12 protein-coding genes are annotated in these 13558 nt (G+C 69.3%); 6 read left to right on the plus strand and 6 right to left on the minus strand.

From position 1 onward, the window contains the following. Nucleotides 1–77: 77 nt before the first annotated feature. Nucleotides 78–788: an SDR family oxidoreductase gene (locus tag ABZ855_RS35890; RefSeq protein ID WP_360814080.1), complete on the plus strand. Its 711-nt coding sequence runs from the start codon at nt 78–80 to the stop codon at nt 786–788. A gap of 104 nt (nt 789–892) precedes the next feature. Here the strand turns inward: ABZ855_RS35890 and ABZ855_RS35895 are convergent, their stop codons facing one another. Both ABZ855_RS35895 and ABZ855_RS35900 read right to left on the minus strand, forming a co-directional pair. Further along, the gene (locus tag ABZ855_RS35895) at nt 893–1588 is read right to left on the minus strand and encodes a glycoside hydrolase family 75 protein (RefSeq protein WP_360814082.1); all 696 of its coding nucleotides are present in this window, start codon (nt 1586–1588) and stop codon (nt 893–895) included. 206 nt (nt 1589–1794) lie between these two features. Beyond that, nucleotides 1795–2631 carry an aldo/keto reductase gene (locus tag ABZ855_RS35900; RefSeq protein ID WP_360814084.1) on the minus strand — a complete coding sequence of 279 codons (837 nt, stop codon included), beginning with the start codon at nt 2629–2631 and terminating at the stop codon, nt 1795–1797. A 192-nt stretch (nt 2632–2823) separates the two neighbouring features. On the opposite strand from ABZ855_RS35900, the gene ABZ855_RS35905 reads away from it, so the two are divergent. Next, nucleotides 2824–3615, plus strand: coding sequence for a Tat pathway signal sequence domain protein (locus tag ABZ855_RS35905; protein ID WP_360814086.1), 792 nt, complete (start codon nt 2824–2826; stop codon nt 3613–3615). Nucleotides 3616–3631: 16 nt separating this feature from the next. Here ABZ855_RS35905 and ABZ855_RS35910 read toward each other — a convergent pair whose 3' ends face one another. Further along, nucleotides 3632–5458 carry an AMP-binding protein gene (locus tag ABZ855_RS35910; RefSeq protein ID WP_360814088.1) on the minus strand — a complete coding sequence of 609 codons (1827 nt, stop codon included), beginning with the start codon at nt 5456–5458 and terminating at the stop codon, nt 3632–3634. Nucleotides 5459–5752: 294 nt separating this feature from the next. Then, a complete protein-coding gene (locus ABZ855_RS35915; protein WP_360814090.1) occupies nt 5753–6616 on the minus strand; it encodes a LysR substrate-binding domain-containing protein in 864 nt (287 codons plus the stop codon). Nucleotides 6617–6777: 161 nt separating this feature from the next. Here ABZ855_RS35915 and ABZ855_RS35920 point away from each other — a divergent pair, with 161 nt between their 5' ends. After that, a complete protein-coding gene (locus ABZ855_RS35920; protein WP_360814166.1) occupies nt 6778–7788 on the plus strand; it encodes a bile acid:sodium symporter family protein in 1011 nt (336 codons plus the stop codon). 270 nt (nt 7789–8058) lie between these two features. On the opposite strand, the gene ABZ855_RS35925 is transcribed toward ABZ855_RS35920, so the two are convergent. After that, a complete protein-coding gene (locus ABZ855_RS35925) occupies nt 8059–9942 on the minus strand; it encodes a sialidase family protein (RefSeq protein ID WP_360814092.1) in 1884 nt (627 codons plus the stop codon). 311 nt (nt 9943–10253) lie between these two features. Here ABZ855_RS35925 and ABZ855_RS35930 point away from each other — a divergent pair, with 311 nt between their 5' ends. Beyond that, nucleotides 10254–10685 (plus strand): MarR family winged helix-turn-helix transcriptional regulator, encoded by a 432-nt coding sequence (locus ABZ855_RS35930; protein WP_360814094.1) that lies wholly within the window; start codon nt 10254–10256, stop codon nt 10683–10685. 84 nt (nt 10686–10769) lie between these two features. On the opposite strand, the gene fdhD is transcribed toward ABZ855_RS35930, so the two are convergent. Then, a complete protein-coding gene (fdhD, locus tag ABZ855_RS35935; protein WP_360814096.1) occupies nt 10770–11627 on the minus strand; it encodes a formate dehydrogenase accessory sulfurtransferase FdhD in 858 nt (285 codons plus the stop codon). Nucleotides 11628–11999: 372 nt separating this feature from the next. Between fdhD and ABZ855_RS35940 the strand changes: the two genes are divergently transcribed. Both ABZ855_RS35940 and ABZ855_RS35945 read left to right on the plus strand, forming a co-directional pair. Then, a complete protein-coding gene (locus tag ABZ855_RS35940) occupies nt 12000–13346 on the plus strand; it encodes an OFA family MFS transporter (protein ID WP_360814098.1) in 1347 nt (448 codons plus the stop codon). Next, a complete protein-coding gene (locus ABZ855_RS35945; RefSeq protein ID WP_360814100.1) occupies nt 13321–13467 on the plus strand; it encodes a hypothetical protein in 147 nt (48 codons plus the stop codon). Before ABZ855_RS35940 ends, ABZ855_RS35945 begins: the two co-directional genes overlap by 26 nt. Nucleotides 13468–13558 lie beyond the last annotated feature (91 nt).

A 13558-nucleotide genomic window follows, 5' to 3' on the forward strand; every position in this document is an offset into this window, starting at 1 on the left:
CTTCAAGTGATGGACTCCCCGCTGTTCGCGTGAAGCGCGGTTCACCGCCGCGCACGGCACACACAGGGGGAGTCATCATGTCCGAGTCGAACAAGTCACCCGTCGCGCTCATCACCGGTGGGGGCAGCGGTATCGGCGCGGCTGTCGCGAGGCAGCTGCTCGACGCCGGCCACCGGGTCGCGGTCACCGGCCGGGGCGAGAAGCGGCTGCGCGGTTTCGCCGAGGAACTCGGCCGTCCCGAGGACCTGTTGACGATCACCGGGAACGCGGCCGAGTACGACGACGTCCGGGGCGCCGTCGAGGCCACGCTGCTGGAGTTCGGGCGGCTGGACACGGTCGTCGCCAACGCCGGGTTCGCCACCCACGACTCGGTCGCCGACGGCGACCCGGCGGGCTGGCCGGAGATGGTGCTGACCAACGTGCTCGGGCCCGCACTGCTCATCAGGGCGTCGATCGACGCCCTGAAGGAGACCCGGGGCCGGATCGTGCTGATCGGCAGCGTCGCCGGGTTCGTCCCCACGCCGGGCAACCTCTACGGCGCGACGAAGTGGGCGGTGACCGGTCTCGCCGAGAACACCCGCCGCCAGGTCACGGAGTTCGGCGTCGGCGTGACCCTGGTGGCCCCCGGCCGCGTCGAGACCCCCTTCTGGGACAGCTACGGCAGCCTGCCCCCGGGTCAGCTGCTCACCGCCGACCAGCTGGCCGACTCGATCGTCTGGGCGATCCGCCAGCCGGAGGGAGTCGACGTCAACACCGTGGTCGTACGGCCGATCGGGCAGCCCAACTGACTGCTGAACGACCGGAGTTGAGCAGCGGCGGCCCGGTACCGCTTGGGTGTACGCGGTACCGGGCCGCCGTTACTCTCGGCTTCGTTCGCCGAGCCGTTCCCGGCTCAGTTGTCGCGGATGAACTGCTTGGCCAGCTGATCCCCCAGGGAGACCGCCGCGCCGTGGTTCTCTATCGGTGACACCTGGGAGTTCTTGAACAGGATGTACGTCACCCCGGAGTCGGTGCCGCCGTTCTCCGGGTCGGGGTCGATGCCGAGGGCCTGTGCGGTGGCGTAGGACGCCTCGCCGATGATCTTCGTGGGGCCGGTGTCGCCGACGACCGCGTACTGGACCTTGTTGTTGTAGATCACGGCGACCACGCCACCGCCCTTGATGCCGGCGCCGGAGTAGTTCCAGATGCCGCTGGAGCTGGGCACGACGACGTACGGCAGTGAATCGGCCTTGAGGGGCTTGCCGTTGGACTGGTGGAACGCCGTGTCGTCCTGGTACCAGGGGTCGGTGTCCTCGTTGCACTTCGACGTGCGCTGGCCGTCGCAGTCGATGTCCATGTCGGCCTTCCAGAACACGGCGCCGTTCTTGCCGCACACGGGAATCGAGGCCGAGGTCTCGTCGTCGGTCCGGTACTTGCCGCTGGAGATCTGGGAGCAGGACGTCACCTTGGCGAGCAGGGCGGACGCGCTGACCGAGCCCTCCCTGGTGGACGGGGGACGGGCCGTGCCGGAGGCGTACGAGGGGAGCGTGGCGGAGGCGAGCAGGGCCGCGCTGGCGACCGCGCCGAGGGTCAGTGTTCGAGAGCGCACTGTGGGGGGACCCTTCTGTTAGGAAAGTTTCCTTACCGGGTGCGATACAAGGTGGACCTTCCGGTGTGCCGCCGTCAACCCTGTCGAATTCGTCGCCGAATGCCCCGGTTGCCCTTGTTCTCACGGGAGTTGGACGCGGGAGACATGCGAAACGCCCCGGACCGCGACCGTGGTCGGCGCGGGCCGGGGCGTCGTCGTGGGTGTCGTCAGCCGGACTCGAACGTGGCCGGGTCCGGACCCAGTCGCCGGTCCTCGTTGAGGGCGCTGATCGCCGCGAGATCCTCGGTGTCCAGGCTGAAGTCGAAGACCTCGATGTTCTCCTTGATCCGCGACGGCGTCACGGACTTGGGGATCACCACGTTGCCCAGCTGCAGATGCCAGCGCAGCACGATCTGGGCCGGCGTACGGCCGTGCTTCTGGGCGATGGCCACGATGGCCGGGACCTCCAGCAGGCCCTTGCCCTGGCCGAGCGGTGACCAGGCCTCCGTGGCGATGCCCTGCTCCGCGTGGTACTCGCGGGCCGCGTGCTGCTGGAGATGCGGGTGCAGCTCGATCTGGTTGACGGCCGGGACGACCGACGTCTCGGCGAGGAGCCGGTCGAGGTGCTCCGGAAGGAAGTTGGAGACCCCGATGGACCGGGCGCGGCCGTCCGCGGCGAGCTTCTCGAGCGCCTTGTACGTGTCGACGAACCTGCCCTTGGCCGGCTGCGGCCAGTGGATCAGGTACAGGTCGACGTACTCCAGGCCGAGCTTCTCCAGGGAGGTGTCGAAGGCGCGGAGTGCGGACTCGTACCCCTGGTCGCCGTTCCAGAGCTTGGTGGTGACGAAGAGGTCCTCGCGGGGAAGGCCGGACGCGGCGATGGCCTTGCCGGTGCCCTCTTCGTTGCCGTAGATCGCCGCTGTGTCGATGCTGCGGTACCCGGTCTCCAGCGCGGTGGTGACCGCCTGCTCGGCCTCGTCGTCCGGCACCTGCCAGACGCCGTAGCCCAGTTGTGGCATCTCGACGCCGTTGTTCAGAATGATCGGGGGGACCTTGCTGCTCACGAGCTCTCGATCCTTCAGTCGTCGGGTGGGACTCCCATCGTACGAGCACGGGCCGAACCGACTATGGCCAAAAATACCTCCGATGTCTTAGGTCCGGACCATTGACCCGGGGCCTGTCGCCCCGGGACGCTGTGTCGCGCCGTCACAAGCCCTCAGGTCGAACGAACAGTCAACTGTGAGGTGATGAGTGTCATGAGCCCGTCCAGAAGGGCACTGCTGGGTGCGGCCCTCGGCGGGGCCGCCGGAGCGGCCGTCGGTCTGCCGGCCGCCACCACCGCCAACGCCGCCTCCTGGCAGCAGAAATGGGCACCGTCGGCGAGCGCCGACGGCCTCGGCGCCTTCGAGACGATCGAGGACGACCGCGCCGACTCCCACACCGCCGCACACCCGCACATCTACGCCACCGGCGACAACTGGCGCTTCAACATGCACACCGTCGACCGGGACACCTCCACCGACCGCCAACGCCACGAGGTCACGGGACTGCGGAACGGCAGCGGCGGCAACTACCTCAAGTGGACCGAGGGCCAGACCTGGCGGGTCACCTACTCGATGTACATCCCGAGCTCGCTCAAGGCGACCACCACCTTCACCCACATCATGCAGATGAAGCAGCCGGGCAGCGGTACCTCGCCGCTCGTCGTGCAGTCGCTGCGCCGGGTGAACGGCGTCCAGACCATCGAACTCAAGCTGGCCATCGACAACATCCTGGTCGGCCGCACCGACCTGGCACCGCTGCACGACAGATGGACCGACGTCGACTTCCAGATCAAGGTCGGCAACGGCTCGGCGGGCACGGTCCGTTGGATCCTCAAGTCCGGTGGCGCGACCGTGATCGACGCCTCGAAGACCGGCGTCGACACCTTCCTGGCCGACCGTGTGCGCCCGAAGTGGGGCATCTACCGCTCTCTCGGCGACACCTCCGGGTCGCTGCAGGACACCTACCTCCTGCTCACCAACCTCCGCGGCTACCAGCTCGTCTGACGGCCACCGGTGAGGGTCAGGCCCGGTACAGGGCCTCGACCTCCTTCGCGTACGCGTCCTCGATCGCCCTGCGCTTCAGCTTCAGGGACGGGGTCAGCAGACCGTGCTCCTCGGTGAACGGCTGGGCCAGGATGCGGAACGTACGGATCGACTCGGCCTTGGAGACCAGGGTGTTCGCGGCGACCACCGCACGCCGTACCTCTTTCTCCAGGTCCGGGTCGCGCACCAGTTCGGTCGGGGTCAGCTGCGGTTTGCCGCGCATCGTCAGCCAGTGCTCGACCGCCTCGTGGTCCAGGGTGACCAGGGCCGCGATGTACGGACGGTCGTTGCCGACCAGGATGCACTGCGCGACCAGGGGATGGTCCCGGACGCGTTCCTCGAGGCCGCCCGGGGAGACGCTCTTGCCGCCCGAGGTCACCAGGATCTCCTTCTTGCGGCCGGTGATCGTGAGGAAGCCGTCCTCGTCGAGGGAGCCCAGGTCGCCGGTGGCGAGCCAGCCGTCGTGCAGGGTCGCGTCCGTCGCCTTCTGGTTGTTCAGATAACCCTGGAAGACGTTGTCGCCGCGCAGCCAGATCTCGCCGTCGTCCGCGATGTGCACGGTCATGCCCGGGATGGCCTGGCCGACCGTGCCGTAACGGGTGCGCTCGGGCGGGTTCGCGGTGGCCGCCGCCGTCGTCTCCGTCAGCCCGTAGCCCTCGTATATATGGACGCCCGCGCCCGCGAAGAACAGACCGAGCCGCCGGTCCATCCCCGAACCGCCCGTCATGGCGTGCCGTACCCGCCCGCCCATCGCGGCCCGGATCTTGGAGTAGACGAGCTTCTCGAACAACTGGTGCTGCATCCGCAGGCCGGCCGACGGGCCGGGGCCGACGTCCCAGGCCTTCTCCTCCATGGCCTCCGCGTAGCGCACCGCACACTCGACGGCCTTCTCGAAGGGACCGGCCTTGCCCTCCCGCTCGGCCTTGCGGCGGGCCGCGTTGAAGACCTTCTCGAAGATGTACGGCACCCCGAGGAAGAACGTCGGCCGGAACGCGGCCAGGTCGGGCAGCAGCGCCGCCGCGTTCAACTGCGGCTGATGGCCGAAACGCACCCCGCCGCGGATCGCGGCCACCTGCACCATCCGGCCGAAGACATGCGCGAGCGGGAGAAAGAGGAGGGTGGCCGCCTCGTCGCCCTTCTTGGAGTGGAACACCGGTTCCCAGCGCCCGATCATCGTGTCCGCCTCGAACATGAAGTTGGCGTGGGAGATGACACAGCCCTTGGGGCGGCCCGTGGTCCCGGAGGTGTAGATGATCGTCGCCGTCGACTCGGGGGTGACGGCGAGCCGGTGCCGGTGCACCGTGTCGTCGTCGAGGTGGGCGCCGGCCTCGTACAGCTCCTGCACCGCGCCCACGTCGAGCTGCCACAGCTGACGCAGCCGGGGCAGCCGGTCGATGACCGTGGCGATGGTCATGGCGTGGTCCTCGTGCTCCACCATCGCCGCCGTCACCTCGGCGTCGTACAGCATCCAGAAGACCTGCTCGGCCGAGGACGTCGGATAGACCGGCACCACCTGGGCGCCGATGCTCCACAGCGCGTAGTCGAAGAGCGTCCACTCGTAGCGCGTACGGGACATGATCGCGACCCGGTCCCCGAACCGGATGCCCTGCGCGAGCAGGCCCTTGGCGAGGGCGAGGACCTCGTCGCGGAACTCGCCCGCGGTCACGTCCCGCCACTGGCCGGTCTCGTCCTTGCGGCCGAGCGCGACACGGTTCGGGTCTTCCTGGGCATGTTCGAACACCACGTCGGCCAGTCCGCCCACGGGCGGCGCCAACGCCAACGGAGGGTTGGTGAATTCGCGCAAACCCGCTCCCAGTGACGCTTTGCACAGCGCCGTGAAAGCTACCCCACGGCCAGGCCGGGCGGGAGGGGGTACCAAGCCGAGTACTGTTCGGTTTCGACGTCGTGCCGGGGGCGTCCCGGGGCGGAAAATGCGTCTGTATGGGTAGGGGTCGGACAGAATTTCTTGCGCCGAAGCGGGCCGCGCTTCGCCAATCTCCACCGAATCCGACCGACCCGCTCACCGCCCGCGCCAGGCCTCTTGGGGCTTTCTTTAAGGTTGACCGGCCCCTGAGGTCAGCTACTCACCGTGACATCGTCAGCGGCGGTGCAGCCGGTCCCCGCTCGTCAGGATCGCCGCCGCCAGCGCGTCCGCCGCGCTCTGGGCCGACGTACGACGGCGGCCGTGCACCAGGACGAAGTCGACCTGACCCAGCTCCGGCAGCCCGGCCCGGTCGGGTACGCGGACCAGACCGGGCGGGATCATCCCGCGCGAGTGGGCCATCACACCGAGGCCCGCGCGGGCCGCCGCGATCAGTCCGTTGAGGCTGCCGCTGGTGCAGGCGACGCGCCAGGCCCGGCCCTGTCGTTCCAGGGCCTCCATGGCGAGGGCGCGGGTGATGCCCGGCGGCGGGTAGACGATCAGCGGCACCGGGCGGTCGGGGTCCAGGCGGAGCCGTTCCGTACCGATCCATACCAGCTCGTCGTGCCAGACCGGCTCGCCGCGCGGGTCCTCGGGGCGCCGCTTGGCCAGGACGAGGTCCAGTTTCCCGGCGGTCAGCTGCTCGTGCAGGGTGCCCGACAGCTCGACCGTCAGCTCGAGATCGACCTCGGGGTGGTCGTACCGGAAGGCCTCCAGGATCTCCGGCAGCCGGGTCAGTACGAAGTCCTCCGAGGCGCCGAACCGCAGTCGGCCGCGCAGCCGGGTGCCCGTGAAGAACGCCGTCGCCTGTTCGTGCACCTCCAGGATCCGGCGGGCGAAACCGAGCATCACCTCGCCGTCCTCGGTCAGCTCCACGGAGTGGGTGTCCCGGGAGAACAACTGCCGTCCGGCCGCGTCCTCCAGCCGCCGCACATGCTGGCTGACCGTCGACTGACGCAGCCCGAGCCGCCGGGCGGCTTGCGTGAAGCTGAGCGTCTGGGCGACGGTCAGGAAGGTGCGCAGCTGAGAGGGGTCGTACATTCCTCCACGGTACCGGGTCATCACGCAACGCGATGACAGTCAGAGCGGTGTACAGGATTCCCGATCACGAACCGGAAGAGGACGATGGAAAGGGCACGCCCGTCCCTGTATTTGACCTCCCTGTATGGAGCACCGTGAAACGCCTGAAGTGGCCGAGCTGGATGCCGATCGACCCCTACATCCTGCTGTTGCTCGGGACGGTGGGCCTCGCCGCGCTCCTCCCCGCGCGCGGGACGGGCGCCGACGTCGCCTCGGGGGCCTCCACGGCCGCCATCGCCTTCCTCTTCTTCCTCTACGGCGCCCGCCTCTCCACCCGCGAGGCGCTGGCGGGACTGAAGCACTGGCGGCTGCACGCCACGGTCCTCGCCTGTACGTTCGTCGTCTTCCCGCTGCTCGGCCTGGCCGCCCGCGGACTCGAACCGGTGTTCCTGACCCACGACCTCTACATCGGGCTGCTCTTCCTCACCCTCGTCCCGTCCACGATCCAGTCGTCGATAGCCTTCACCTCAATGGCCCGGGGCAACGTGCCCGCCGCGATCTGCGCGGGCTCCTTCTCCTCCCTCGTCGGCATCGTCGTCACCCCGCTGCTCGCGGCCACCCTGCTCGGCAGCACCGGTGGCGGCTTCTCGCTCGACTCACTCCTGGAGATCGTGCTCCAACTGCTGGTCCCGTTCCTCGCCGGGCAGTTCCTGAGGCGCTGGATCGGCACGTTCGTCACCCGGCACAAGAAGGTGCTCGGGCTGGTCGACCGGGGCTCGATCCTCCTCGTCGTCTACACCGCGTTCAGCGAGGGCATGGTCGAGGGCATCTGGCACCAGGTGAGCCCGGCCCGGCTCGCCGGACTCCTGGTCGTCGAGGCGGTGCTGCTCGCGGTGATGCTGGCGCTCACCTGGTACGGCGGCAAGGCGCTGGGCTTCGACCGCGAGGACCGGATCACGATCCAGTTCGCCGGCTCGAAGAAGTCCCTGGCGGCCGGCCTGCCCATGGCAAGCGTCCTGTTCGGCACCCAGGCCTCGCTGGCGGTACTGCCGCTGATGCTCTTCCACCAGATGCAGCTGATGGTGTGCGCGGTCATAGCCAAACGCCGCGCCCACGACCCGACACCCGAGCCCGGGACCACCGTGCAGAACCCGCCCCCCATCCCGGCCGCCACAACACCACACCCCAACTGAGCCCCAGCCCGACCGACCCGGGCGCGGGGCCTTGTGGGACTGGCACGCGTTCCCCGACCTCAGGGACGCCGGGGCTGCTGTGATCGGGCTGGCGTTCCCCGACTTCAGGGGCGCGGGGAACTGCGCGACCGGCCCCAACCGGCCCGCGGTGACGCACACACCCGCGGGCCGCGGGGGGCAGGCGCTGTGGGACCGGCTCGCGCTTCCCGACCCCTAGGGGCGCGGGGAACTGCGCGACCAGCCCCCACCTGCCCGCACCGATACACACACCTAGCTCGACGTCACCTCATCCATCGGCAACCACAACACCGTGCCCCCCGTAACCGCCCCCCCACTCGCCGACACAGACGCCGCCGACAACTCGCCCGTACTCAACGCCCGATCCCACACCCGCACCTCATCAATCGCCCCACTGAAGTGCTGCAAACTGTCCACCCGTTGCCCCACATGCACCCCGAACCCCGAGTTACGACTGACCGTCCCGGCCACGTCCGCCACACTCACCGCCGTACCGTCGACGAAGAGGGTGAACTGCCCACCACCACGCCGCAGAGCGACAAAGTGCCACTGGCCGTCGTTGTACGTGCCCACCGAGGTCGCCGACGCCGTCCTGACCGCCGACGCCCCGTCCCGGACGGTCATCAGCCCCCGTACGCGCCCGCTCGCGGGCTCGGCCCGCAGCCAGACCTGCGGCTGGGTGGAGCCGACCCCTCCCATCCACAGCAGCGGCCGGTCACCCGTCGTCGCCGTGGAACGGAACCAGAGCGCCACCGTGAAGTCCTTCGTGCCGAGCGGCAGCCGGTCGCTGTACGGCAGGCGTACGGCATCGTTCACACCGTCGAACTCCAGCGCGCCACCGCCGAACACACCACCCGTCCGCGTGGCGCCGCCGAGCACGGCGGCCGGGCGGGCCTGCGGGGCCAGGTCGGGCGTGGTCGGGTCCGGGCCGCGCGCCGGCGTCAGCCAGTCCTCCGTGAAGCGGGCGAAGCGGATCTCGTCGCGCGCCTCGACGGTTCCGCCCTCGTACATCAGACCCACCGTCGCGCTGTCGATCTTCACCAGGTCGGAGTAGCCCGACCAGTCCCGGGTGACGACCGTGCCCCGGTCCACGCTGTCCCAGGTGCGCCCGCCGTCGTACGAGGAGCGGATCATCATCGTCCGGCGCCGGTCGGGATCGGCCGGACAGGCCAGCAGGATCCGGGCGCCGAAGCCGACGGTGGAGCACTGGACCTGCGGTGCGTAGAGGTCGGGGAGGGCACGGAACGGAGTGAGGAAGCTGGCGCCGCCGTCCGCACTGAAGGCCTGGGTACGGTGGCCGAGATCGGTCCCGTCCTGTTCCCGCCCGCTGACCAGGATCACCCCGTCCGAGCGCTCGGTGAGCGTCACCTCTGACGGTTTCTGCCGGAAGGTGCCGTCCGCCGCGATGGGCCAGCTGTCGGTGGCGCCGACCTTCCAGTGGTCGCCGCCGTCGTCGCTGAAGATCAGCGCGGCGTGGTTGGCGCTGATCCGGTCGCCCGCCCATGTCTCGGTGTTGACCCCGAACACGAGCCGGCCCGCGTGCTCGCCCCGGGTGAGCTGGATGCCGTGGACGGGGCCCGTCGCGTACCAGGAGTTCCACTCGGGCGGCATGATCTCGGCGCTGAGGTCGCGCGGATCGGACCAGGTCAGTCCGTCGTCGTCGCTGTACTGCAGATGGGGGCTGCGGTCGCAGGGGACCGGGCAGTTGCCGCCGCCCCGGCCCGTGTTCCAGCTCTCCGCGAGGATGATGCGGCCGGTCTCCCGGTCCACGATCGGCGTCGGGTTGCCGTGCGTGTCGACCCCGCCGTCGTCGACGACCTTGAGCGGGCCCCAGGTCCGCCCGTCGTCGGTCGACCGCTTGAGGACGATGTCGATGTCACCGGCGTCCCCGCAGTTGTCCTTGCGTCCCTCGGCGAAGGCCAGCAGCGTGCCCTTCAGGGTCCTGACGATCGCGGGGATCCGGTAGCAGGAGTACCCGGGGTCCTGGGAAGCCCGGAAGAGCACCTGCTGTTCGAACGTGGCCGTCGGGGTGGTCGGTTCGGCGTCCGCCGGGCTCGGCAGGGCGAGCAGCAGAGCGGCCGTGGTGAACACGGCCATGAGGGTGAATCTAAGGCGTGCGCGAAGACTTGACGGCATGTACGGCCTGCCCTTCAACGTCTGGACTTCATGCGTCTGGACTTCAGAGTTCGTTGACTTCAGAGGTCTGGACATCTGAACAACCGGGCATCCGGAAATCCGGACATCCCACGTCCAACGTGCGCGCAGAAGACGGTAGTTGGATGCTCAGCCGCCCCACAAGAACCGTGTGTCGCGGGTTCAGGACAACCTTGCTATTCGGCCGTACGCGATCACACCACTCCTCCGTAGAGCCGCCAGAACCGTTGGGCATCCCAACGATAAACGTATAACCGTTGGGAGGTCCAATGATTATTGGCTAGTATTTCTTTATGTCTGTCGAACTTCGTTCCATACGCGTCCTCCCCAGCTGGATCCTGGGGAGGGCCGCCGACCGCGGGCGGGCGCTGGTCGCCGCCGCGCTGGCCGGCGAAGGGCTGAAGATGTGGCATCACGTGGTGCTCTCCGCCGTCGCGGAGCTGGGCCCGGTCGCGCAGGCCGAACTGGTGCGCGGGGTGGGGCTCGACGCCAAGGACATGGTCGGCGTCCTCAACGACCTCCAGGCCGCCGGACTGGTCGTACGCGCACCCGATCCGCACGACCGCCGCAAGAACGCGGTGACGCTCACGGCACAGGGCCGGCGACTGCTGGCCCGCTGCGAGCGGGCGGCGCGCAAGGCCAACGAGGAGCTGCTGGCGCCGCTCACGGTCGTCGAACGCGAGCTGTTGACGGGCCTGCTCACCCGGGTCGCGAACGCCGGGTGACGTACCGGTAGAGGCGGGGCCCCAGCGGCGCAGGGGGCGCTCCCCGCCGTTCGGGGCCCCGCCGCCGTGTCGCGGGGAAGCCGGTCAGCCCTGGGAGGCCGTGGCCCGCAGGGCGATACGGTCCTCGCCCGCGTACACGTTCATGTTGGCGCCCCGCAGGAACCCCACCAGGGTCAGCCCCGACTCGGCCGCCAGGTCGACGGCGAGCGAAGAGGGCGCCGAGACGGCCGCCAGTACGGGGATCCCGGCCATGACGGCCTTCTGCGCCAGCTCGAAGGAGGCCCGGCCCGAGACGAGAAGGATCGTGCGGGACAGCGGCAGGTCGCCGTTCTGCAGCGCCCGGCCGACCAGTTTGTCGACCGCGTTGTGCCGGCCCACGTCCTCGCGGATGTCGAGCAGTTCGCCCTCCTCCGTGAACAGGGCCGCCGCGTGCAGGCCCCCGGTCCGGTCGAACACCCGTTGGGACGCCCGGAGCCGGTCGGGGAGGCTCGCGAGCAGTTCGGGCGCGAGCCGGACCGGGGGAGCGCCGGCGCCGTCGTCGATGGCCCAGCGCGCCGTCGTACGGACGGCGTCCAGGCTCGCCTTGCCGCACAGGCCGCATGACGACGTCGTGTAGACGTTCCGTTCCAGCGTGATGTCGGGCAGCACCACGTCCGGGGCCGTGCTCACGTCCACCACGTTGTACGTGTTGGAGCCGTCCGCCGTGGCGCCCGCGCAGTACACGATGTTCTGGAGTTCGCGTCGCTCGGCCAGCACGCCCTCGCTCACCAGGAAGCCGACGGCGAGCGCGAAGTCGTCGCCCGGGGTGCGCATGGTGATGGCGATCGGCTTGCCGTTCAGCCGGATCTCCATGGGTTCCTCGGCGACGAGCGTGTCCGGCCGGGCGGACACCGCCCCCTCCCGGATGCGGATCACCTTGCGTCGTTCCGTGACTCGTCCCATGTTCTGATCAGCCCCGGTTCTGTACGTGCCTGGTTGGTGACCTTCGCGATCCATTGTCCTGCACGGGCGAGGTGACGCCGCGGCCACCGGACTCGGTCGACGCCGGAGAATGGCTGGACGAATATTGTCTACAGTATGGTGGTCGCGGCGGCAAGAGATGCGGCAAGAGATGCGGCAGCACAGGTGGCAGGACATGCGGCACGGCGCGAGCGCCGGGACGAGTGGCCGGAAACGCCAACACCCGCTTCTCGGGCGACCGTTCATCGGGTCCGAACGACCGTTCGGCGCTCCCCGGATACCGTTCACCGCATACGGTCGCCGACTTCGCCGGGCCGCCTTCCCAACCATGCGGCCGGTTTCTATCGTCCGCTCATGAGTCCCCCCATAGCACCGCCCGGCTGGAGCCGCTGGCTCGTTCCTCCGGCCGCCCTCTCGGTCCATCTCTCCATCGGTCAGGCCTACGCCTGGAGCGTCTTCAAGCCGCCCCTGGAATCGGCCCTCGGCCTCAGCGGCACGCAGAGCGCGCTGCCCTTCCAGCTCGGCATCGTCATGCTCGGCCTGTCCGCCGCGTTCGGCGGCACCCTCGTCGAGCGCAACGGGCCGCGCTGGGCCATGACCGTCGCCCTGGTCTGCTTCTCCTCCGGTTTCCTGATCGCCTCGCTCGGCGCGGCGACCGAGCAGTACTGGCTGATCGTCTTCGGCTACGGCTTCGTCGGCGGCATCGGCCTCGGCATCGGCTACATCTCGCCCGTCTCCACGCTCATCAAGTGGTTCCCGGACCGGCCCGGCATGGCCACCGGCATCGCGATCATGGGCTTCGGCGGCGGCGCGCTGATCGCCTCGCCCTGGTCGGCGCAGATGCTGGAGTCGTTCGGTTCCGACAGCTCCGGGATCGCGCTCGCCTTCCTCGTGCACGGACTGTCGTACGCCGTGTTCATGTCGCTCGGCGTGCTCCTGGTGCGGGTGCCGCGCGCCGACCGGCCCGCCGGGACCGGGGCGAGCGGGCCGAGCGCCCTCGCGGGCGTCCAGGTCTCCGCGCGCAGTGCCGTGCGGACCCCGCAGTTCTGGTGCCTGTGGGTCATCCTCTGCATGAACGTCACGGCGGGCATCGGCATCCTGGAGAAGGCCGCGCCGATGATCAAGGACTTCTTCGCGGACAGCTCCACGCCGGTCTCGGTGTCGGCGGCGGCCGGCTTCGTCGCGCTGCTGTCGGCGGCCAACATGGCGGGCCGTATCGGCTGGTCGTCCACCTCCGACCTCATCGGACGCAAGAACATCTACCGCGTCTACCTGGGCGTGGGCGCGCTGATGTACGCGTCGATCGCCTGGTTCGGGGACTCCTCCAAGCCGCTGTTCATCCTGTGCGCGCTGGTGATCCTCTCCTTCTACGGCGGCGGTTTCGCCACCATCCCCGCCTACTTGAAGGACCTCTTCGGGACCTACCAGGTCGGCGCGATCCACGGCCGGCTGCTCACCGCCTGGTCCACGGCCGGGGTCCTCGGCCCGCTGATCGTCAACTGGATCGCCGACCGGCAGGAGGAGGCCGGCAAGCACGGCTCGGCGCTCTACGGGCTGTCGTTCTACATCATGATCGGACTGCTGGCGGTCGGTTTCGTCGCCAACGAACTCGTCCGCCCCGTCCACCCCCGCCACCACATCCCAGCGCCCACGTCCGCGCCGAAGGAGGCCGACGATGTCCAGCGAGAGCAGTCCGTCTGAGAACACGGGCCCGCCCGACCGCCGTCCCCTGATCGCGTTCGCCTGGCTGTGGGTGGGTGTGCCGCTCTGCTACGGACTCTACGAGCTGGTGCAGAAGGCGACACAGCTGTTCACAGGGTAGGCGTTCGGTCACCGGGACGGCTGATGGAAGCCGACAAGCCGGCCGCGTTAATCCTGTGGCATCGCGTGCCGTCGTACTGGTGAGTCACTGA

Origin of the sequence: Streptomyces sp. NPDC047042, assembly GCF_040644035.1 — a bacterium.
GTDB lineage: Bacteria > Actinomycetota > Actinomycetes > Streptomycetales > Streptomycetaceae > Streptomyces.